The 22964-nt window shown below is 67.2% G+C and carries 17 protein-coding genes; 15 read left to right on the forward strand and 2 right to left on the reverse strand.

Annotated features, from left to right (window positions below; all coding sequences use genetic code 11):
* Nucleotides 1–82 precede the first annotated feature (82 nt).
* The 9 genes from BST10_RS06865 (at nt 83) to BST10_RS06905 (ending at nt 15880) form a co-directional block, all read left to right on the forward strand.
* On the forward strand, nt 83–1129 hold the full coding sequence (locus BST10_RS06865) for an ABC transporter ATP-binding protein (RefSeq protein WP_083037203.1): 1047 nt from the start codon (nt 83–85) through the stop codon (nt 1127–1129).
* Between the two features lie 376 nt (nt 1130–1505).
* On the forward strand, nt 1506–5060 hold the full coding sequence (gene rpoB, locus BST10_RS06870) for a DNA-directed RNA polymerase subunit beta (RefSeq protein ID WP_041317049.1): 3555 nt from the start codon (nt 1506–1508) through the stop codon (nt 5058–5060).
* Nucleotides 5061–5103: 43 nt separating this feature from the next.
* Nucleotides 5104–9054, forward strand: coding sequence for a DNA-directed RNA polymerase subunit beta' (locus tag BST10_RS06875; RefSeq protein WP_013827625.1), 3951 nt, complete (start codon nt 5104–5106; stop codon nt 9052–9054).
* A gap of 159 nt (nt 9055–9213) precedes the next feature.
* A complete protein-coding gene (locus BST10_RS06880) occupies nt 9214–10689 on the forward strand; it encodes a glutamate-cysteine ligase family protein (protein WP_083037204.1) in 1476 nt (491 codons plus the stop codon).
* Between the two features lie 5 nt (nt 10690–10694).
* On the forward strand, nt 10695–11453 hold the full coding sequence (locus BST10_RS06885; RefSeq protein ID WP_083037205.1) for a deoxyribonuclease IV: 759 nt from the start codon (nt 10695–10697) through the stop codon (nt 11451–11453).
* 340 nt (nt 11454–11793) lie between these two features.
* Nucleotides 11794–13434, forward strand: coding sequence for an acyl-CoA dehydrogenase family protein (locus BST10_RS06890; protein ID WP_083037206.1), 1641 nt, complete (start codon nt 11794–11796; stop codon nt 13432–13434).
* Nucleotides 13435–13449: 15 nt separating this feature from the next.
* Nucleotides 13450–14385 (forward strand): crotonase/enoyl-CoA hydratase family protein, encoded by a 936-nt coding sequence (locus BST10_RS06895; RefSeq protein WP_013827630.1) that lies wholly within the window; start codon nt 13450–13452, stop codon nt 14383–14385.
* Between the two features lie 5 nt (nt 14386–14390).
* Complete coding sequence (locus tag BST10_RS06900) at nt 14391–15125, forward strand: PaaX family transcriptional regulator C-terminal domain-containing protein (protein ID WP_083037207.1); 735 nt, start codon at nt 14391–14393, stop codon at nt 15123–15125.
* Nucleotides 15122–15880 carry a crotonase/enoyl-CoA hydratase family protein gene (locus BST10_RS06905; RefSeq protein ID WP_083037208.1) on the forward strand — a complete coding sequence of 253 codons (759 nt, stop codon included), beginning with the start codon at nt 15122–15124 and terminating at the stop codon, nt 15878–15880. The genes BST10_RS06900 and BST10_RS06905 overlap by 4 nt, the downstream gene beginning before the upstream one ends.
* A 26-nt stretch (nt 15881–15906) precedes the next feature.
* Here the strand turns inward: BST10_RS06905 and BST10_RS06910 are convergent, their stop codons facing one another.
* Together BST10_RS06910 and BST10_RS06915 are read right to left on the reverse strand one after the other, a co-directional pair.
* Nucleotides 15907–16311: a DUF3060 domain-containing protein gene (locus tag BST10_RS06910; protein ID WP_083037209.1), complete on the reverse strand. Its 405-nt coding sequence runs from the start codon at nt 16309–16311 to the stop codon at nt 15907–15909.
* Entirely contained in the window at nt 16308–16685 is a 378-nt protein-coding gene (locus BST10_RS06915) for a DUF3060 domain-containing protein (protein ID WP_083037210.1), read from the reverse strand. Before BST10_RS06915 ends, BST10_RS06910 begins: the two co-directional genes overlap by 4 nt.
* A 154-nt stretch (nt 16686–16839) precedes the next feature.
* Here BST10_RS06915 and BST10_RS06920 point away from each other — a divergent pair, with 154 nt between their 5' ends.
* From BST10_RS06920 to BST10_RS06945, 6 genes are all read left to right on the forward strand, one after another.
* Nucleotides 16840–17469 (forward strand): TetR/AcrR family transcriptional regulator, encoded by a 630-nt coding sequence (locus BST10_RS06920; RefSeq protein WP_041317059.1) that lies wholly within the window; start codon nt 16840–16842, stop codon nt 17467–17469.
* 264 nt (nt 17470–17733) lie between these two features.
* Nucleotides 17734–18108, forward strand: coding sequence for a 30S ribosomal protein S12 (rpsL, locus tag BST10_RS06925; RefSeq protein WP_013827636.1), 375 nt, complete (start codon nt 17734–17736; stop codon nt 18106–18108).
* Nucleotides 18108–18578, forward strand: coding sequence for a 30S ribosomal protein S7 (rpsG, locus tag BST10_RS06930; protein WP_013827637.1), 471 nt, complete (start codon nt 18108–18110; stop codon nt 18576–18578). Before rpsL ends, rpsG begins: the two co-directional genes overlap by 1 nt.
* Before the next feature lie 81 nt (nt 18579–18659).
* Nucleotides 18660–20762: an elongation factor G gene (fusA, locus tag BST10_RS06935; RefSeq protein ID WP_013827638.1), complete on the forward strand. Its 2103-nt coding sequence runs from the start codon at nt 18660–18662 to the stop codon at nt 20760–20762.
* 90 nt (nt 20763–20852) lie between these two features.
* On the forward strand, nt 20853–22043 hold the full coding sequence (gene tuf, locus BST10_RS06940; RefSeq protein ID WP_013827639.1) for an elongation factor Tu: 1191 nt from the start codon (nt 20853–20855) through the stop codon (nt 22041–22043).
* 126 nt (nt 22044–22169) lie between these two features.
* Nucleotides 22170–22964 (forward strand): hypothetical protein, encoded by a 795-nt coding sequence (locus BST10_RS06945; protein WP_083037211.1) that lies wholly within the window; start codon nt 22170–22172, stop codon nt 22962–22964.

Here is a 22964-nt window from a genome sequence, read left to right on the forward strand (position 1 = left end):
TTGCGGGCCGCACCGGTGCGCTACAGTGGCCCAAGCCACAGAGGAGACGTGGCTATGACCAGACGTTGCGGAAGGACCACCAATGGGTGTCGCCATCGAGGTGCAGGATCTGACGAAGTCCTTCGGATCGGCACGAATCTGGGAAGACGTCTCGCTGACCATTCCCGCCGGAGAGGTCAGCGTCATGCTGGGCCCGTCGGGTACCGGCAAGTCGGTGTTCCTGAAGTCGCTGATCGGCCTGCTGCGGCCGGAGCGCGGTTCGATCGTCATCGACGGCACCGACATCCTGCAGTGTTCGGCCAAGGAGCTCTACGAGATCCGCACGCTGTTCGGGGTACTGTTCCAGGACGGCGCGCTGTTCGGGTCGATGAACATCTACGACAACACCGCCTTCCCGCTGCGTGAGCACACCAAGAAATCCGAGAGCGAGATCCGTGACATCGTCATGGAGAAGCTCGACCTGGTCGGTATGCCCAACGACGGCTACAAGTTCCCCGGTGAGATCTCCGGCGGTATGCGCAAGCGTGCCGGTCTGGCCCGCGCGCTGGTGCTCGACCCCAAGATCATCCTGGTCGACGAGCCGGACTCGGGTCTGGACCCGGTCCGCACCGCGTATCTGAGCCAGTTGCTCATCGACATCAACGCACAGATCGACGCCACCATCCTGATCGTCACGCACAACATCAACGTGGTGCGCACCGTGCCGGATAACATCGGGATGCTCTACCGCAAGAAGCTGGTGATGTTCGGGCCGCGTGAGGTGCTGCTGACCAGCGAGGAGCCGGCCGTCAAGCAGTTCCTCAACGGTCGCCGGATCGGCCCGATCGGCATGTCCGAGGAGAAGGACCAGGCCACCGCCGCCGCCGAGCAGGCCGCCATCGACGCCGGGCACGCCGACGGCGGTGTCGACGACGTGGAAGGGGTGCCGCCGCAGATCGTGGCCAGCCCCGGCATGCCCGAGCGTCAGGCCGTGGCCCGCCGGCAGGCCCGGGTGCGCGAGATCCTGCACACCCTGCCTCCCAACGCTCAGGCGGCCATCCGGGATGACCTCGACGGCACCCACAAGTACGCGGTACGCGACTACCCGGCCGACGACGACGCCCCCACCGCGTCGATCCGGGCACAGTAGGGCTGCGGCCCTCGCCGCCGCCCGCACCGTGTCAGCTCTTGACGGACGGACGTAAACGGTCCAATCTGTTCCCAGCGTTTGTGTGGAGGCTCCGGCGGAGGCCAGCCAGCACCGATAGGGCCCCGGGACGCGGCAGTTGAGGATTGCGTGAGCCTGCGCTATTGTTGGACGTTGCGCTGGCTTCCTCCTGCCCACCCTTACCCGCACCCGAACCCGCAGTACCAGCCTTGAGTCGCGTCGGTCGGCTCGTTTAAGGCTCGTGACCTCATGGTTTGGCTGTGCGTGAGACCGGACAGAGCGTCCGCCAGCCGACCCAACGGTTGATATTCGCAGCGAACGGGGTCTGGTGAGAGCCGGGACCCGCTGGCCGCATTAGGTGCTGGAAGGATGCATCTTGGCAGTCTCCCGCCAGAGCAAGAAGAACGCCTCAGGTACTACCACCCAAAATTCTCCGAATAGTTCCGTGCCCGGAGCTCCCAACCGGATCTCCTTCGCCAAGCTGCGCGAACCGCTCGAGGTTCCGGGTCTGCTCGACGTGCAGACCGACTCGTTCCAGTGGCTGATCGGGGCGCCGGAGTGGCGCGAGAAGATGGAGAACCTGACCGGCACCGCGCCCAGGGGCGGCCTCGAGGAAGTGCTCGAGGAGCTCTCCCCGATCGAGGACTTCTCCGGCTCGATGTCGCTGTCGTTCTCCGACCCGCGGTTCGACGACGTCAAGGCCCCGGTCGAGGAGTGCCGCGACAAGGACATGACCTACGCGGCGCCGCTGTTCGTCACCGCGGAGTTCATCAACAACAACACCGGTGAGATCAAGAGCCAGACGGTGTTCATGGGCGACTTCCCGATGATGACCGAGAAGGGCACCTTCATCATCAACGGCACCGAGCGTGTCGTCGTCTCCCAGCTGGTGCGCTCCCCGGGTGTGTACTTCGACGCCAACATCGACAAGTCCACCGAGAAGACGCTGCACTCGGTCAAGGTGATCCCGGGCCGCGGCGCCTGGCTGGAGTTCGACGTCGACAAGCGCGACCTGGTCGGCGTCCGGATCGACCGCAAGCGCCGTCAGCCGGTCACCGTGCTGCTCAAGGCGCTGGGCTGGACCAGCGAGGCGATCCGGGAGCGGTTCGGCTTCTCCGAGATCATGATGTCGACGCTGGAGAAGGACAACGCCGCCAACACCGACGAGGCGCTGCTGGACATCTACCGCAAGCTGCGTCCGGGCGAACCCCCCACCAAGGAGTCCGCGCAGACCCTGCTGGAGAACCTGTTCTTCAAGGAGAAGCGCTACGACCTGGCCCGGGTGGGCCGCTACAAGATCAACAAGAAGCTGGGCCTGCCGGCCGCGCCGGCGGCCGTCGGAGCGGCGCCGACCACGCTGACCGAAGAGGACATCGTGGCCACCATCGAGTACCTGGTGCGGCTGCACCAGGCCGCTCAGGACGGGGTGTCCGGCACCATGACGGTGCCCGGCGGCGTCGAGGTGCCCGTCGAGGTCGACGACATCGACCACTTCGGCAACCGGCGGCTGCGCACCGTCGGCGAGCTGATCCAGAACCAGATCCGGGTCGGGCTCTCGCGCATGGAGCGCGTGGTCCGCGAGCGGATGACCACCCAGGACGTCGAGGCCATCACGCCGCAGACGCTGATCAACATCCGCCCGGTGGTCGCCGCGATCAAGGAGTTCTTCGGCACCAGCCAGCTCTCGCAGTTCATGGACCAGAACAACCCGCTGTCGGGGCTGACCCACAAGCGCCGGCTGTCGGCGCTGGGGCCGGGCGGTCTGTCGCGTGAGCGGGCCGGCCTGGAAGTTCGTGACGTGCACCCGTCCCACTACGGCCGGATGTGCCCGATCGAGACCCCGGAAGGCCCCAACATCGGCCTGATCGGTTCGCTGTCGGTGTACGCGCGGGTCAACCCGTTCGGCTTCATCGAGACGCCGTACCGCAAGGTCAACGACGGTGTGGTCAGCGACGACATCGAATACCTGACCGCCGACGAGGAGGACCGCCACGTCGTGGCGCAGGCCAACTCGCCGCTGGAGGACGACGGCCGCTTCACCGAGGAGCGCGTGCTGGTCCGCCGTAAGGGCGGCGAGGTCGAGTACGTGTCGTCGGCCGAGGTCGACTACATGGACGTCTCGCCGCGCCAGATGGTGTCGGTGGCCACCGCCATGATCCCGTTCCTCGAGCACGACGACGCCAACCGTGCCCTGATGGGTGCCAACATGCAGCGCCAGGCGGTGCCGTTGGTGCGCAGCGAGGCGCCGCTGGTGGGCACCGGCATGGAGTTGCGGGCCGCGATCGACGCCGGTGACGTGATCGTCGCCGACAAGGCCGGTGTCATCGAGGAGGTCTCCGCCGACTACATCACGGTGATGGCCGACGACGGCACCCGGGCGACCTACCGGATGCGCAAGTTCAACCGGTCCAACCACGGCACCTGCGCCAACCAGCGGCCGATCGTCGACGCCGGTCAGCGTGTCGAGGCCGGCCAAGTGGTCGCGGACGGCCCCTGCACCGACAACGGCGAGATGGCCCTGGGCAAGAACCTGCTCGTGGCGATCATGCCGTGGGAGGGCCACAACTACGAGGACGCGATCATCCTGTCCAACAGGCTGGTCGAGGAGGACACGCTGACCTCGATCCACATCGAGGAGCACGAGATCGACGCCCGCGACACCAAGCTGGGCGCCGAGGAGATCACCCGGGACATCCCGAACGTCTCCGATGAGGTGCTGGCAGACCTCGACGAGCGCGGCATCGTCCGCATCGGCGCCGAGGTCCGCGACGGCGACATCCTGGTCGGCAAGGTCACTCCCAAGGGCGAGACCGAGCTGACCCCCGAGGAGCGGCTGCTGCGTGCCATCTTCGGTGAGAAGGCCCGCGAAGTCCGCGACACCTCGCTGAAGGTGCCGCACGGCGAGTCCGGCAAGGTCATCGGCATCCGGGTGTTCTCCCGCGAGGACGACGACGAGCTGCCCGCCGGGGTCAACGAGCTGGTGCGCGTCTACGTCGCGCAGAAGCGCAAGATCTCCGACGGTGACAAGCTGGCCGGACGCCACGGCAACAAGGGCGTCATCGGCAAGATCCTGCCGGCTGAGGACATGCCGTTCCTGCCGGACGGCACCCCGGTCGACATCATCTTGAACACCCACGGTGTGCCCCGTCGTATGAACATCGGTCAGATCCTGGAAACCCACCTGGGCTGGATCGCCAAGACCGGCTGGAACATCGATGTTGCTGCCGGCGTGCCCGACTGGGCGGAGAAGCTCCCCGAGGAGCTGTACTCCGCCGACCCGGACACCCGCACCGCGACCCCGGTGTTCGACGGCGCCCAGGAGAACGAGCTGCAGGGCCTGCTCTCCTCGACGCTGGCCAACCGCGACGGCGAGATCATGGTCAACGGCGACGGCAAGGCGAAGCTGTTCGACGGCCGCTCCGGTGAGCCGTTCCCGTACCCGGTGACCGTCGGCTACATGTACATCATGAAGCTGCACCACCTGGTGGATGACAAGATCCACGCCCGCTCCACCGGTCCGTACTCGATGATCACCCAGCAGCCGCTGGGCGGTAAGGCGCAGTTCGGTGGTCAGCGCTTCGGCGAGATGGAGTGCTGGGCCATGCAGGCCTACGGCGCGGCGTACACGCTGCAGGAACTGTTGACGATCAAGTCCGACGACACCGTCGGTCGCGTCAAGGTCTACGAGGCGATCGTCAAGGGCGAGAACATCCCCGAACCCGGTATTCCGGAGTCCTTCAAGGTGCTGCTCAAAGAGCTGCAGTCACTGTGCCTCAACGTCGAGGTGCTTGCGAAGGACGGCGCGGCGATCGAGCTGCGCGAAGGCGAGGACGAGGACCTGGAGCGGGCAGCCGCCAACCTGGGAATCAACCTGTCCCGCAACGAATCCGCGTCCGTCGAGGATCTTGCGTAGATCTGTCCGTTTTCACTAAACCCGCAAGGGGAAAGGGAGTTACGTGCTCGACGTCAACTTCTTCGATGAGCTCCGCATCGGCTTGGCGACCGCGGAGGACATCCGGCAATGGTCCTACGGCGAGGTCAAGAAGCCGGAGACCATCAACTACCGCACGCTCAAGCCCGAGAAGGACGGCCTGTTCTGCGAGAAGATCTTCGGACCGACTCGCGACTGGGAGTGCTACTGCGGCAAATACAAGCGCGTGCGCTTCAAGGGCATCATCTGTGAGCGCTGTGGCGTCGAGGTGACCCGTGCCAAGGTGCGCCGTGAGCGGATGGGCCACATCGAACTGGCCGCGCCGGTCACTCACATCTGGTACTTCAAGGGCGTGCCATCCCGGTTGGGCTACCTGCTCGACCTGGCGCCCAAGGACCTCGAGAAGATCATCTACTTCGCCGCCTACGTCATCACCAGCGTCGACACCGAGATGCGTCACAACGAGCTGTCCACGCTGGAAGCCGAGATGGTCGTCGAGAAGAAGGCCGTCGAGGACCAGCGCGACGCCGACCTGGAGGCCCGTGCCCAGAAGCTGGAGGCCGACCTGGCCGAGCTGGAGGCCGAGGGTGCGAAAGCCGATGTGCGGCGCAAGGTTCGCGACGGCGGCGAGCGCGAGATGCGTCAGCTGCGCGACCGCGCCCAGCGTGAGCTGGACCGGCTCGACAACATCTGGGACACCTTCGTCAAGCTGGCTCCCAAGCAGCTGATCGTCGATGAGACCGTCTACCGGGAGCTGGTCGACCGCTACGGCGAGTACTTCACCGGTGCGATGGGTGCCGAGTCGATCCAGAAGCTCATCGAGACCTTCGACATCGACGCCGAGGCCGAGTCGCTGCGCGACACCATCAAGAACGGCAAGGGGCAGAAGAAGCTTCGCGCCCTCAAGCGGCTCAAGGTGGTCGCCGCCTTCCAGCAGTCGGGCAACTCCCCGATGGGCATGGTGCTCGACGCGGTGCCGGTGATCCCGCCGGAGCTGCGCCCGATGGTGCAGCTCGACGGTGGCCGGTTCGCCACGTCCGACCTCAACGACCTGTACCGCCGGGTCATCAACCGCAACAACCGGTTGAAGCGGCTGATCGACCTCGGCGCTCCCGAGATCATCGTCAACAACGAGAAGCGGATGCTGCAGGAGTCCGTCGACGCGTTGTTTGACAACGGCCGTCGCGGCCGGCCCGTCACCGGGCCCGGCAACCGCCCGCTGAAGTCGCTGTCGGATCTGCTCAAGGGCAAGCAGGGCCGGTTCCGGCAGAACCTGCTCGGCAAGCGTGTCGACTACTCGGGCCGTTCGGTCATCGTGGTCGGCCCGCAGCTCAAGCTGCACCAGTGCGGTCTGCCCAAGCTGATGGCCCTCGAGCTGTTCAAGCCGTTCGTGATGAAGCGGCTGGTGGACCTCAACCACGCGCAGAACATCAAGAGCGCCAAGCGGATGGTGGAGCGGCAGCGCCCCCAGGTGTGGGACGTCCTCGAAGAGGTCATCGCCGAGCACCCGGTGCTGCTCAACCGTGCCCCCACGCTGCACCGCCTGGGTATCCAGGCCTTCGAGCCGCAACTGGTGGAGGGCAAGGCCATTCAGCTGCACCCGCTGGTGTGTGAGGCCTTCAACGCCGACTTCGACGGTGACCAGATGGCGGTGCACCTGCCGTTGAGCGCCGAGGCGCAGGCCGAAGCCCGCATCCTGATGCTGTCGTCCAACAACATCCTGTCGCCGGCTTCGGGTCGTCCGCTGGCCATGCCGCGACTGGACATGGTGACCGGACTGTACTTCCTGACCACCGAGATCGAAGGTGACACAGGCGAATACACCCCGGCAGCCAAGGACCGTCCGGAGAGCGGCGTCTACTCCTCGCCCGCCGAGGCGATCATGGCCGTCGACCGCGGTGCACTCTCGGTGCGCGCCAAGATCAAGGTGCGCCTGGACCAGCTGCGGCCGCCGGCCGAGGTGGAGACCGAGCTGTTCGGCGAGAACGGCTGGCGTCCCGGTGACGCCTGGATGACCGAGACCACGCTGGGCCGGGTGATGTTCAACGAGCTGCTGCCCGTGGGCTACCCGTTCGTGAACAAGCAGATGCACAAGAAGGTTCAGGCCGTCATCATCAACGACCTGGCCGAGCGCTACCCGATGATCGTGGTCGCCCAGACCGTGGACAAGCTCAAGGACGCCGGCTTCTACTGGGCCACCCGTTCGGGGGTCACGGTCTCGATGGCCGACGTGCTGGTGCCGCCGCGCAAGAAGGAGATCCTGGACTCCTACGAGGAGCGCGCCGACAAGGTCGAAAAGCAGTTCCAGCGTGGCGCTCTCAACCACGACGAGCGCAACGAGGCGCTGGTGGAGATCTGGAAGGAAGCCACCGAGGAGGTGGGTCAGGCGCTGCGTGACCACTACCCGGCCGACAACCCGATCATCACCATCGTCGACTCCGGCGCGACGGGTAACTTCACCCAGACCCGGACGCTGGCCGGCATGAAGGGTCTGGTCACCAACCCCAAGGGTGAGTTCATCCCGCGGCCGATCAAGTCCAGCTTCCGCGAGGGCCTGACGGTGCTGGAGTACTTCATCAACACCCACGGCGCCCGAAAGGGTTTGGCGGACACCGCGTTGCGTACCGCCGACTCGGGCTACCTGACCCGTCGTCTGGTGGACGTCTCGCAGGACGTGATCGTGCGCGAGCACGACTGCGGCACCGAACGCGGCATCCTGGTGGAACTGGCCGAGGTGGCTGCCGACGGTTCGCTGATCCGCGACCCGTTCATCGAGACCTCGGCGTACGCCCGCACGTTGGCGGTCGACGCCGTCGACGAGAAGGGCAACGTTGTCATCGAGCGCGGCCACGACCTCGGCGACCCGTCGATCGAGGCACTGCTGGGTGCGGGTATCTCGCAGGTGAAGGTGCGTTCGGTGCTGACCTGTGCCACCGGAACCGGCGTCTGCGCGACCTGCTACGGCCGGTCGATGGCGACCGGCAAGCTGGTCGACATCGGCGAGGCCGTCGGCATCGTCGCGGCGCAGTCCATCGGTGAGCCCGGTACCCAGCTGACCATGCGCACCTTCCACCAGGGTGGCGTCGGTGAGGACATCACCGGTGGTCTGCCCCGGGTGCAGGAGCTGTTCGAGGCGCGGATCCCGCGCGGCAAGGCGCCGATCGCCGACGTCGCCGGACGGGTGCAACTCGAGGAGGGCGACAAGTTCTACAAGATCACGATCGTGCCGGACGACGGTGGCGAGGAAGTGGTCTACGACAAGTTGCCCAAGCGCCAGCGGCTGCGGGTGTTCAAGCACGAAGACGGTTCCGAGCGGTTGCTGGCCGACGGTGACCACGTCGAGGTCGGACAGCAGCTCATGGAGGGCTCGGCCGACCCGCACGAGGTGCTGCGCGTGCAGGGCCCGCGCGAGGTGCAGATCCACCTCGTCAAGGAGGTCCAGCAGGTCTACCGGGCCCAGGGTGTGTCGATCCACGACAAGCACATCGAGGTGATCGTCCGGCAGATGCTGCGCCGGGTGACCATCATCGACTCGGGCGCCACGGAGTTCCTGCCCGGTTCGCTGACCGAGCGCGCCGAGTTCGAGACCGAGAACCGTCGGGTGGTGGCCGAGGGCGGCGAGCCCGCGGCCGGGCGTCCGGTGCTGATGGGGATCACCAAGGCGTCGCTGGCCACCGATTCGTGGCTCTCGGCGGCGTCGTTCCAGGAGACCACCCGCGTGCTGACCGATGCGGCGATCAACTGCCGCAGCGACAAGCTGCAGGGTCTGAAGGAGAACGTGATCATCGGCAAGCTGATCCCGGCCGGCACCGGGATCAACCGCTACCGCAACATCGCGGTGCAGCCGACCGAGGAGGCCCGGGCCGCCGCGTACACGATCCCGTCCTACGAGGATCAGTACTACAGCCCGGACTTCGGCGCCGCCACCGGTGCCGCGGTTCCGCTGGACGACTACGGGTACAGCGACTACCGGTAGGTCTACGACGAGGAGAGCCCCGGGTGCGCCCGGGGCTTTTCTCGTTCCTGCTGCCGAGTGGGAATCTAGCGACAGCTTCGTGGCGCGTCGCGTCGCCAGATTCCCACTCGGCGCACATCCAGGTTGCGGCCCCCGCGTAGGCCAGGTTGCATCGTGGGTATGGGGGACGAGGTCAACCGCACCGGCTACGGCCGCACCCAACGTCAGCTCTACCGGCGCAAGATCCAGCAGTGCCTCGACGTCTTCGAGGCGATGCTGGCGCAGTCCGACTTCGACTGCGCGCAGCCGCTGACCGGCATGGAGATCGAGGGGAACCTGATCGACGGTGACTACCGGCCGGCGATGTCGAACTCCGATGTGCTCGCCACCATCGACGATCCGGCATATCAACGCGAACTGGGCGCCTACAACATCGAATTCAACGTCCCGCCGCGGCCGCTCTGCGGACGGTCGGGGCTGGAGTGGGAAGCCGAGGTGCGCTCGAGCCTCAACGCCGCCGAGGCCAAGGCCCGCGCCGACGGTGCACGCATCGTGATGATCGGCATCTTGCCCACGCTGATGCCCGAGCACCTGGCCAAGGACTGGATGAGCGACTCGGCCAGGTATGCGGCGCTCAACGACTCGATCTTCGCCGCACGCGGTGAGGAGCTCGCGATCGAGATCGACGGGCCGGAACCGCTGAGCCTCTACGCGGCGACGATCGCGCCGGAGTCGGCGTGCACCAGCATGCAGTTGCACCTGCAGGTGTCGCCGGCGCAGTTCGCCGACCACTGGAACGCCGCGCAGGTGCTGGCCGGCCCGCAATTGGCGTTGGGCGCCAACTCCCCGTACGTCTTCGGCCACCGGCTGTGGTCGGAGACCCGGGTCGAGTTGTTCGCCCAATCCACCGACACCCGCCCCGACGAACTGAAGAACCAGGGCGTACGGCCGCGAGTATGGTTCGGCGAGCGGTGGATCACCTCGATCTTCGACCTGTTCGAGGAGAACGTGCGCTACTTCCCATCGCTGCTGCCGGAGGTGTCCGACGAGGATCCGGCCGCCGAGCTGGCGCAGGGCCGCACCCCACAGCTCGCCGAGCTGCGCCTGCACAACGGGACGGTCTACCGGTGGAATCGGCCGGTCTACGACGTCGTCGACGGACGGCCCCACCTGCGCGTGGAGAACCGGGTGTTGCCGTCCGGTCCGACGGTCGCCGACATGCTGGCCAACGCGGTCTTCTACTACGGTCTGCTGCGCAGCCTGGCGCACCAGCGGCGACCGCTGTGGTCCCAGATGAGCTTCGCCGCCGCCCACGCCAACTTCCGGGCGGCCGCCCGCCACGGCATCGACGCCCGGCTGTACTGGCCCGAGCTGGGGGAGGTGAGCGTGGCGGAGCTGACCCGGCGCGAACTGCTGCCGATGGCCCGTCGGGGCCTCGACGAATGGGGGGTGGCCGCCGAAGTGTCCGACCGCTTCCTCGGCATCATCGAGGGCCGGGTCGCCGCCGGGCGCAACGGCGCCACCTGGCAGGTGTCGACGGTCCGGGCGCTGCAGGCACAGGGGATGAGCCCGCCCGACGCGCTCACCGAGATGCTGCGGCGTTACTGCGCGCAGATGCACACCAACCAGCCGGTGCACACCTGGCAACTAAGCTGACCGCCGTGTTGATCGGATCCCATGTGCGCCCGCAGAATCCGTTGGCGGCTGCGGCAGCCGACGGCGCCGACACGGTGCAGATCTTCCTCGGCAACCCGCAGAGCTGGAAGGCCCCCAAACCGCGCGAGGACGCAGCACAGCTGCGGGAGGCCGCGTTGCCGATCTACGTGCACGCGCCGTATCTGATCAACGTCGCCTCCCCGAACAACCGGGTGCGCATCCCCTCGCGCAAGGTCTTGCAGCAGACCTGCGACGCCGCCGCCGACATCGGCGCGGTCGCGGTGATCGTCCACGGCGGGCACGTCACCGCCGACGACGATGATCCACTGGCCGGCTTCGTCCGCTGGCGCAAGGCGCTCGACCAGCTCGAGACGACCGTCCCGGTCTACCTGGAGAACACCGCCGGCGGGGACCACGCGATGGCCCGCCGCTTCGACACCATCGCCAGGCTGTGGGATCACATCGGCGACACCGGGGTCGGGTTCTGCCTGGACACCTGCCACACCTGGGCGGCCGGGGAGTCCCTGCCCGACGCGGTGGAGCGGATCAAGGCCATCACCGGGCGCATCGACCTGGTGCATTGCAACGACTCCAAGGATGCCGCCGGCTCCGGCCGGGACCGCCATGCCAACTTCGGCACCGGACAGATCGATCCGGACCTGTTGCTCGCCGTCGTCCAGGCCGCCGGCGCCCCGGTCATCTGCGAGACCGCCGAAGAGGGCCGCAAGGCCGACATCGCCTTCCTGCGGGAACGTCTCGGCTGACCGCGGCGGCGGGAATACCGCGCGCCCTATCCAGGCCGAGAAACATTCGTATTGACTGATTGTCCTAAAGGACTATGACAAGCGGTTGGTAATGTGCTATTAATTTGCTAGGCCCCGTCAGTAAGGGTGGCTTACACGGTCTCTTTCGCTGGGAGGATCCCATGGCTGGGCGGCGCGGCTGCGGTGCGGCAGGGGTGAGCAGCACTTAGCGCGGCGCCCCATAGACGCGGCGATCACGGCCCGGAACCTCCCGACCTCGGGCCGTGATCGCCGTTTGTTTGCGGGCCATAAGTCGGATTACATCCGTTGTGCAAACGTCGAAAAACTGTAATACTCGATCATGGCCGATACGCACATAGTAACCAACCAGGTTCCACCCTTACAGGGCTACAATCCGGCCTCCTCACCGGTCCTCATCGAGGCGCTGATCCGTGAGGGCGGCCGGTGGGGCGTCGACGAAGTCACCGACCTCGGCGCCCTCTCCGGCTCCCGGCAAGTGCAGCGCTGGGGTGAGCTCGCCGATCGCAACCGCCCGGTTCTGCATACCCACGACGTGGTCGGCAACCGCATCGACGAAGTCGAATACGACCCCGCCTACCACGAGTTGATGCGCACCGCGATCGCCCACGGCCTGCACGCCGCCCCGTGGGCCGACCCGCGGCCGGGCGCCCACGTGGTGCGCGCGGCCCAGACCGGGGTATGGACGGCCGAGCCCGGCCACCTCTGTCCCATCTCGATGACCTACGCGATCATCCCGGCGCTGCGCTACAACCAGGAACTGTCGAAGACCTACGAGCCGCTGTTGACCAGTCGGGTCTATGACCCGGTGCTCGAGGTGCCCGCGACCAAGGCCGGCATCACCGCGGGAATGTCGATGACCGAGAAACAGGGCGGCTCCGATGTGCGCGCCGGCACCACCCAGGCGGCGCCGAACGCGGACGGCAGCTACACCCTGACCGGCCACAAGTGGTTCACCTCCGCGCCGATGTGCGACGTGTTCCTGGTGCTCGCCCAGGCGCCCGGCGGCCTGAGTTGTTTTTTCCTGCCGCGGGTACTGCCCGACGGAACGCGCAACCGGATGCGGCTGCAACGGCTCAAGGACAAGCTCGGAAATCACGCCAACGCCTCCAGCGAGATCGAGTACGACGGCGCCACCGCGTGGCTGGTCGGTGAGGAGGGGCGCGGCGTCTCGGTCATCATCGAGATGGTCAACCTGACCCGGTTGGACTGCGCGCTGGGCAGCGCCACCAGCATGCGGATGGGGCTGGCTCGCGCCATCTATCACGCGCAGCACCGAAAGGCGTTCGGCGACTACCTGATCGACCAGCCGCTGATGCGCAACGTGCTGGCCGACCTGGCGGTGGAGGCCGAGGCGGCCACCATGGTGACCATGCGGATGGCCGGCGCCACCGACAAGGCGATCCAGGGCGACGACCGCGAGGCGCTGCTGCGCAGGATCGGCCTGGCGGCCACCAAGTACTGGGTGTGCAAGCGCGCCACCGGCCACGCCGCCGAGGCGATGGAGTGCCTGGGTGGCAACGGCTACATCGAGGACTCGCTGATGCCGCGGCTGTACCGGGAGGCGCCGCTGATGGGCATCTGGGAGGGGTCGGGCAACGTCAGCGCGCTGGACACGCTGCGCGCGTTGGCCACTCAGCCCGACTCGGTGGCCGTGCTCTTCGACGAGTTGGCCGCCTCGGCCGGTCAGGATCGCCGGCTCGACGCGCACATCGATGCCCTCAAGACTCAACTGGGCGACCTGGGCGGTGATCTTCAGGCCGCCCAGTATCGGGCCCGCAAGATCGCCGAGGACATCTGCCTGGCGTTGCAGGGTGCGCTGCTGGTGCGTCACGGCCACCCGGCCGTCGCCGAGGCGTTCCTGACGACCCGCCTCGACGGGCAGTGGGGCGGGGCGTTCGGCACTCTGCCGGCCGGCCTGGAGCTGGGGCCGATCCTCGAGCGGTCCTTGGTGAAAGACTGAGGGTCAGGCGAATTCATGCGGCATCACATCGCCCCAGTGGAGTACGACAACCTGCGGACGATGACCTACGAGGTCACCGACCGCGTCGCCCGGATCACCTTCGACCGCCCGGAGAAGGGCAACGCGATCACCGCCGACACCCCGCTGGAACTGTCGGCCCTGGTGGAGCGGGCCGACCTGGATCCGAACGTGCACGTGATCCTGGTGTCCGGTCGCGGCGAGGGCTTCTGCGCCGGTTTCGACCTGAGTGCCTACGCCGAAGGGTCGTCGTCGGCGGGCGGCGAGGGCTACCGGGGCAGCGTGCTCGACGGCAAGGTGCAGGCGACCAACCACCGTGCCGATCAGCCGTGGGATCCGATGGTCGACTACCAGATGATGAGCCGGTTCGTTCGCGGCTTCGCCTCGCTGATGTACGCCGACAAACCGACCGTGGTCAAGATCCACGGCTACTGCGTGGCCGGCGGCACCGATATCGCCCTGCACGCCGACCAGGTGATCGCGGCGTCCGACGCCAAGATCGGCTACCCGCCGACCCGGGTGTGGGGGGTGCCGGCGGCCGGGCTGTGGGCACACCGGCTCGGCGACCAGCGTGCCAAACGCCTACTGCTGACCGGGGATTGCATCACCGGCGCCCAAGCCGCCGAATGGGGCCTGGCCATCGAGGCCCCGGATCCGGCGGATCTCGACGAGCGCACCGAACGCCTGGTCGCGCGTATCGCCGCGATGCCGGTCAATCAGCTGATCATGGCCAAGCTCGCGCTCAACACCGCGCTGCAGCAACAAGGCGTGGCGACCAGCCGGATGGTCAGCACCGTCTTCGACGGGGTGGCGCGGCACACTCCCGAGGGGCACGCGTTTGTCGCCGACGCGGTGGCACACGGGTTTCGCGAGGCGGTGCGTCACCGCGACGAGCCGTTCGGCGATCACGGCCGGCGAGCCTCGGGTGTGTAGCGGCCATGGCTGACGCACCCGTCCGCATGACGGCCCGCTCGGTGGTGCTGTCGGTGCTGCTGGGGGCGCACCCCGCCTCGGCCACATCTGCCGAACTGCTCAATCTCACAGCGGGTTTCGGCATCAAAGAGACCGCCATGCGGGTGGCGCTCACCCGGTTGGTCGCCGCCGGGGACCTGGTCCGCTCCGCCGGGGGCTATGGGCTTTCCGAACGCCTGCTCGAGCGCCAGCGCCGGCAGGACGAGGCGCTGAATCCGCAGACCCGGCGCTGGGGCGGCGACTGGCTCGCCGTGGTGATCACCAGCATCGGCTGCGACGCCCGAACCCGGGCCGCCTTGCGGTCCCGTCTGACCGAGCGGCGATTCGCCGAACTGCGCGAAGGGATTTGGATGCGCCCCGACAATATCGCCGTCGACCTGGGCGCTGAGCTGACCCCGCACACCCGACTGCTCATCGCGCGTGATGATCAACCGGCCGAACTCGCCGGCAGGCTGTGGGATCTGACCGGCTGGGCGGCAACCGGCAACGAACTGCTCGCCGGGATCGCGGCTGCCCCCGACGTGCCCGGCCGCTTCATCGTCGCCGCTGCCATGGTCCGCCATCTGCGCCGCGATCCGGTACTGCCCACCGAACTGCTCCCGCCGGACTGGCCGGGGGACCGGATCCGCAGCCGTTACGCGGAGTTCGTCGACGAGGTGGCCGCGCAGCGCGACGCCGGCCGAACAGTGGAGGTGCCATGAACGTGCGAGTGGAGCGCAGCGGCGCGGTGACCACAGTGATCCTGGACCGGCCGGAGGCGCGCAACGCCGTCGACGGACCGACCGCCGCCGCGTTGTATCAGGCCTTCGCCGAATTCGACCGCGACGACTCGGCAGCCGTGGCGGTGCTGTGGGGCGACCACGGAACCTTCTGCGCCGGAGCCGATCTCAAGGCGTTCGGCACCGAGAAGACCAATCAGACCCACCGCAGCGGGCCGGGGCCGATGGGGCCGACCCGGATGACGCTGACCAAGCCGGTGATCGCCGCGGTGAGCGGCTACGCCGTGGCCGGTGGCCTGGAACTGGCACTCTGGTGCGACCTGCGGGTCGCCGAGGCCGACGCGGTGTTCGGAGTGTTCTGCCGGCGTTGGGGGGTACCGCTCATCGACGGTGGCACCGTTCGGTTGCCCCGGCTGATCGGCCACAGCCGGGCCATGGACATGATCCTCACCGGGCGGGCCGTGGACGCCGCCGAGGCGCACGCGATCGGGCTGGCCAACCGGGTGGTGCCCACCGGGCAGGCCCGCGCCGCCGCCGAGCAATTGGCCGGCGAACTGGCCGAGTTGCCGCAGCGCTGCCTGCGCTCGGATCGGCTGTCGGTCCTGCACCAGTGGGGCATGACCGAACCGCATGCGATGGATGTGGAGTTCGGCAGCCTTGCGCGGGTGGCCGACGAGGCGCGGCGGGGGGCGGGCCGGTTCGCCGGTGGCGCCGGCCGGCACGGCGCCAAGGCCTGAGCGCCGCAACCCCGGACCGGGTGCGGTCAGCGGCTGCCGGCGATGGTGTTGCCCGATCCGCGGTCGTCCACGCTCGGCTCGCCGGCGCGGTAGGTGACCGAGTTGTTGAGCCCGGTGATCGTCAGTGACTTGTCGACCCGCTCGACGGTGATCCGGTTGTCCGCCCCTGCGACGTTCACCGCCTCGCAGCGGCCCCGGACCGTCAACCGGTTGTTGGACCCGGCCACATTGAGCGACTTGCCGTCGGCACAGTCCACCGCCGAGGTGGTCCCGAACGAGCCGTAATCGATGGTGTCGATACTCGAGCTCATCGACAGCCGCTTGGCCGGGGCCGCATCGGTGGCATCGTCGCAGCCGGCCAGACCGAGAACCAGACCGAGCATCAATGTGGTGATCGCGGCGCAGCGAAGCGGCGGCGACCCGCGGGTCACGCCGCTACGCGTTGGAGCCGGTTGGTCATTCCCAGCTCACGTCCGCGGTCGAACAGCAGCGGGTCGCCGTTGTGGTAGTACACGGTCTGGTCGTAGCCGTAAACGGTGACGTCGTTGATGATGGTCTCTGCGATGACGGTGTTCTGCGAGCCCTGCAAGGTCACCGCCCAGCAGTTGCCCATCGCGTGGACGGTGTTGTTGACCCCGTTGATGAACAGCGTGCCGCCGTTGCAGTCCAGCGTGCGCGTCTCGTGCACCCCGTAGACGTGGATGTCGCCGGGCACGGCGTGCGCGCTAGGGGTGCCGCCCGCCAAGCCGCCCGCCAAGCCGCCCGCGACGCACAGCAGCGCAGCACCCAGCGTGGTCCATTTCATCTGCGTGCCCCTCTCGACGGACGCGATCCCGGCAAAGCTTACGTCGCGCCGGCTCGGCCGTAGGCGAGTTCCCCCAACTAGCCGTCGATTAGAGTTTTGTGCTGTTCTCGCGGCCGTCTCCCGTCCGGCACCCGCGCTACGAAGGGCGAACACCATGTCAGCTCGGCCAGACCCGCCGTCGGCGGGTGGTCGCTCGCGCGGCAACGGCAGATCGGGGGCGCGCCCGGTCAAGCTGAGCCGGGATGTGATCGTCAACGCCGCATTGAACTTCCTGGACCGCGAGGGCTGGGACGCCCTGACCATCAACGCGCTGGCCACCCAGCTGGGCACCAAGGGCCCGTCGCTGTACAACCACGTACACAGCCTGGGTGACCTGCGCCGCGCGATGCGGATGCGTGTCATCGACGACATCCTCGAGATGCTGACCCAGGTCGGTCAGGGCCGCGCCCGTGACGACGCGGTGCTGGTGATGGCCGGCGCCTACCGCAGCTACGCCCACCACCACCCGGGCCGCTACTCGGCTTTCACCCGGATGCCGCTGGGCGGTGATGACCCGGAGTACACCGCGGCGGCCACCCGCGCCGCGGCCCCGGTGATCGAGGTGTTGGCGTCCTACGGGCTCGACGGCGACCGGGCGTTTCACGCCGCCCTGGAGTTCTGGGCGGCCATGCACGGTTTCGTGCTGCTGGAGATGACCGGGGTGATGGACAATGTCGACACCGACGCGGTCTTCGCCGACATGGTGCGCCGGTTGGCCGCGGGGATGGACAGCCGCACCGGGTAGCCGCGGCGGGGGCTGGGGGGCTGCAGGGAATGCTGGGGACGCGCTTTGACCTGCCGGAGTGCTGGCGGGTATTGTGGTAGCTCGTGCCTGGCCACCGAGGCGCGTTTGGTGACATAACGCGCGCGCCTGGCCCAATTCGCATGTCCATTATGCATCGGAGAAATCCGAGGCCGGCCCATGCGACACGCCCGACCGCGGGGTAGCGGTGGGGCGCAGGACAGCAGGATTTACAGAGTTTTGAACAGCGATACAGGAAGCCGGTAGATGCCAACCATTCAGCAGCTGGTCCGCAAAGGCCGCCGCGACAAGATCGGCAAGGTCAAGACCGCGGCCCTCAAGGGCAGCCCGCAGCGGCGTGGCGTGTGCACTCGCGTGTACACCACCACCCCGAAGAAGCCGAACTCGGCGCTTCGCAAGGTGGCCCGCGTCAGGCTGACCAGCCAGGTCGAGGTGACCGCCTACATCCCGGGCGAGGGCCACAACCTGCAAGAGCACTCGATGGTGCTGGTGCGTGGTGGCCGGGTGAAGGACCTGCCGGGTGTGCGCTACAAGATCATCCGCGGCTCGCTGGACACCCAGGGGGTCAAGAACCGCAAGCAGGCCCGCAGCCGCTACGGCGCCAAGAAGGAGAAGAGCTGATGCCGCGCAAGGGTCCCGCTCCCAAGCGTCCGCTGGTTTCCGACCCGGTCTACGGGTCCCAGCTGGTCACCCAGTTGGTCAACAAGGTGCTGATGGCCGGCAAGAAGTCACTGGCCGAGCGCATCGTCTACGGCGCGCTGGAGCAGGCGCGTGACAAGACCGGCACCGACCCGGTGGTCACGCTCAAGCGCGCACTGGACAACGTCAAGCCGGCCCTCGAGGTGCGCAGCCGCCGCGTCGGTGGCGCCACCTACCAGGTGCCGGTCGAGGTCCGGGCCGAGCGCTCCACCACGCTGGCGCTGCGCTGGCTGGTGAGTTTCTCGCGGCAGCGCCGGGAGAAGACGATGGTCGAGCGGCTGGCCAACGAGATCCTCGACGCCAGCAACGGGCTCGGCGCTTCGGTCAAGCGCCGGGAGGACACCCACAAGATGGCCGAGGCAAACCGGGCCTTCGCGCACTACCGCTGGTAGACGGCGGCCGGCACCCCGATTCACGGGGCAGGCCCGGCGACAACAAGCAATAGAAGTTATCGAAAGAGTGGGAAGACTGCTGTGGCACAGGACGTGCTCACCGACCTGAACAAGGTCCGCAACATCGGCATCATGGCGCACATCGATGCCGGCAAGACGACGACGACCGAGCGGATCCTGTACTACACCGGTGTCAACTACAAGATCGGTGAGACGCACGACGGCGCCTCCACCACCGACTGGATGGAGCAGGAGCAGGAGCGCGGCATCACCATCACCTCGGCCGCGGTGACCTGCTTCTGGAACCAGAACCAGATCAACATCATCGACACCCCGGGCCACGTCGACTTCACCGTCGAGGTGGAGCGGTCGCTGCGCGTCCTTGACGGCGCCGTTGCGGTCTTCGACGGCAAGGAAGGTGTGGAGCCGCAGTCCGAGCAGGTGTGGCGGCAGGCCGACAAGTACGACGTGCCGCGGATCTGCTTCGTCAACAAGATGGACAAGCTGGGCGCGGACTTCTACTTCACCGTGCGCACCATCAAGGAGCGCCTCGGCGCGACTCCCTTGGTGATCCAGCTGCCGATCGGCGCGGAGAACGACTTCGAGGGCATCGTCGACCTGGTCGAGATGAACGCCAAGGTGTGGCGCGGTGAGACGAAGCTCGGCGAGACCTACGAGACCGTCGAGATCCCGGCCGACCTGGCCGACAAGGCCGACGAGTACCGGACCGCGCTGCTGGAGGCCGTCGCCGAGACCGACGAGGCGCTGCTGGAGAAGTACCTCGGCGGTGAGGAGCTCTCGGTCGAGGAGATCAAGGGCGGCATCCGCAAGCTGACGGTTTCCTCGGAGCTCTACCCGGTGCTGTGCGGCAGCGCGTTCAAGAACAAGGGCGTCCAGCCGATGCTGGACGCGGTGATCGACTACCTGCCGTCGCCGCTGGACGTCGAGTCGGTGCAGGGTCACGTGCCCGGCAAGGAAGACGAGGTCATCAGCCGCAAGCCCAGCATCGACGAGCCGTTCTCGGCGCTGGCGTTCAAGATCGCGGTGCACCCGTTCTTCGGCAAGCTGACCTACGTGCGGGTGTACTCCGGCAAGGTGGAGTCCGGCGCCCAGGTGATCAACTCGACCAAGGGCAAGAAGGAGCGGCTGGGCAAGCTGTTCCAGATGCACTCCAACAAGGAGAACCCGGTCGACTCGGTTTCGGCCGGCCACATCTACGCGGTGATCGGGCTGAAGGACACCACCACCGGCGACACGCTGTGCGACTCGAACAACCAGATCGTGCTGGAGTCGATGACGTTCCCGGCCCCGGTCATCGAGGTCGCCATCGAGCCCAAGACCAAGAGCGACCAGGAGAAGTTGGGCCTGGCGATCCAGAAGCTGGCCGAAGAGGACCCGACCTTCAAGGTGCACCTCGACCAGGAGACCGGTCAGACCGTGATCGGCGGCATGGGCGAGCTGCACCTGGACATCCTGGTGGACCGGATGCGCCGCGAGTTCAAGGTCGAGGCCAACGTCGGCAAGCCGCAGGTGGCCTACAAGGAGACCATCCGCCGCAAGGTGGAGAAGGTCGAGTACACCCACAAGAAGCAGACGGGTGGGTCGGGCCAGTTCGCGAAGGTCATCATCGACCTCGAGCCGTTCACCGGCGAAGACGGTGCGACCTACGAGTTCGAGAACAAGGTCACCGGTGGCCGCGTCCCGCGCGAGTACATCCCCGCGGTCGACGCCGGCGCCCAGGACGCCATGCAGTACGGCGTGCTGGCCGGCTACCCGCTGGTCAACCTGAAGGTCACGCTGCTCGACGGTCAGTACCACGACGTCGACTCATCCGAGATGGCCTTCAAGGTGGCCGGCTCGCAGGCGCTGAAAAAGGCTGCCGCAGCGGCGCAGCCGGTGATCCTGGAACCGATCATGGCCGTCGAGGTCACCACGCCCGAGGACTACATGGGCGATGTGATCGGCGACCTGAACTCCCGCCGTGGTCAGATCCAGGCCATGGAGGAGCGCAGCGGTGCGCGTGTCGTCAAGGCGCAGGTGCCGTTGTCGGAGATGTTCGGCTACGTCGGAGACCTCCGGTCGAAGACCCAGGGCCGGGCGAACTACTCCATGGTGTTCGACTCCTACGCCGAAGTGCCGGCGCAGGTGGCGAAGGAGATTATCGCCAAGGCGACGGGCGAATAAACACCATCCGCCCGTGCCGCTACGGTGGCACAAACTAGAAAAGATCAAACCTGCTGTAACCCAGCACCAACAAGTCCAGGAGGACATGAAGTGGCGAAGGCGAAGTTCGAGCGGACGAAGCCGCACGTCAACATCGGGACCATCGGTCACGTTGACCACGGCAAGACCACGCTGACCGCGGCTATCACCAAGGTTCTGCACGACAAGTACCCGGAACTGAACGAGTCGCGTGCGTTCGACCAGATCGACAACGCTCCCGAGGAGCGGCAGCGCGGCATCACGATCAACATCTCCCACGTGGAGTACCAGACCGAGAAGCGGCACTACGCCCACGTCGACGCCCCGGGCCACGCCGACTACATCAAGAACATGATCACCGGTGCCGCCCAGATGGACGGCGCGATCCTGGTGGTCGCGGCCACCGACGGCCCGATGCCGCAGACCCGCGAGCACGTGCTGCTGGCCCGTCAGGTCGGTGTGCCCTACATCCTGGTGGCGCTGAACAAGTCCGACATGGTCGACGACGAGGAGCTGCTCGAGCTCGTCGAGATGGAGGTCCGCGAACTGCTGGCCGCCCAGGAGTTCGACGAGGAGGCCCCGGTGGTCCGCGTCTCGGCGCTCAAGGCGCTCGAGGGCGACGAGAAGTGGGTCAAGTCCGTCCAGGACCTGATGGAGGCCGTCGACGAGTCCATCCCGGACCCGGTCCGCGACACCGACAAGCCGTTCCTGATGCCCGTTGAGGACGTCTTCACCATCACCGGTCGTGGCACGGTGGTCACCGGTCGTGTCGAGCGCGGCGTGATCAACGTCAACGAGGAAGTCGAGATCGTCGGTATCCGTCCGGACACCACCAAGACCACCGTCACCGGTGTGGAGATGTTCCGCAAGCTGCTGGACCAGGGTCAGGCCGGCGACAACGTCGGTCTGCTGATCCGGGGTATCAAGCGTGAGGACGTCGAGCGTGGCCAGGTTGTGGTCAAGCCCGGCACCACCACCCCGCACACCGAGTTCGAGGGCCAGGCCTACATCCTGTCCAAGGACGAGGGCGGTCGGCACACGCCGTTCTTCACCAACTACCGTCCGCAGTTCTACTTCCGCACCACCGACGTGACCGGTGTGGTGAGCCTGCCGGAGGGCACCGAGATGGTGATGCCCGGTGACAACACCGAGATGAGCGTGAAGCTGATCCAGCCCGTCGCGATGGACGAGGGTCTGCGGTTCGCCATCCGTGAGGGTGGCCGCACCGTCGGCGCCGGCCGGGTCACCAAGATCATCAAGTAGTTCATCCTGCGCGAGCAGACGTAAAGGCCCCCTTTTCCCGCGTGGAAAGGGGGTTTTTGCTGGGGGCACCTCCCGCTTGCGGGGGACTGCTCGCCGTGGTGGCCGGCCGGCGCTACTGTGACGCTCATGTTGTGGCGCTATGTGAAGGCGCAGGCCGCGGTGCTGTTGTGCGGGGGACTGGTGGGCCCGATCTTCCTCGCGGTCTTTTTCGCGACCGGACGACAGGCCGATCTGAAGTGGATGTTCTACACCGGGTTGCTGGTCAGCTTCGCCGACGTGCTCGTCGCACTGGCGCTGACCTCCTACGGCGCGAAGTCGGGCGCCACGAGCCATTTCCTGGAGCAGCACGGTGTGCTCGCCCTGGCGCAGGTGACCGGCGTGCACGAGACCGGGACGCGGATCAACGAGCAACCGCTGGTCAAACTCGACCTGCACATCGAGGGGCCCGGGCTGAGCCCGTTCGACGCCCAGGACCGGGTGCTGGCGTCGGTGACGCGGCTGCCCATGATCTCCAGCCGCACACTGGCGGTGCTTGTCGACCCGGCCACCCGCGACTACCGAATCGACTGGCAGCGCAGCGCGTTGCTCTCCGGTGCGGTCCCGGCCCGATTCACCGTGGCCGAGGACGACACGACCTACGACCTCACCGGTCAGGCCGGGCCGCTGATGGAGATCCTGCAGCTCCTGCGTGCCAACGGCGTCGAGGCCCGGGGTATGACCGACATCCGGTCGAACCCGGTGCTGCGTCAACAGGTGTCGGCCGTGGTCAGGCGGGCCGCTGCGCAGCGGTCGGGGCCGGCCGCCCCGGAGCAGCGGTCAGCGTCCGAACGGCTACTGGAACTGGACGCGCTGCGGCGCACGGGCGCGGTGACCGACGACGAATACGCACAGAAGCGCCGACAGATCATCGCCGAACTGTGA

It is taken from the genome of Mycolicibacter algericus DSM 45454 (assembly GCF_002086455.1).
In the GTDB taxonomy this organism is placed as follows: domain Bacteria; phylum Actinomycetota; class Actinomycetes; order Mycobacteriales; family Mycobacteriaceae; genus Mycobacterium; species Mycobacterium algericum.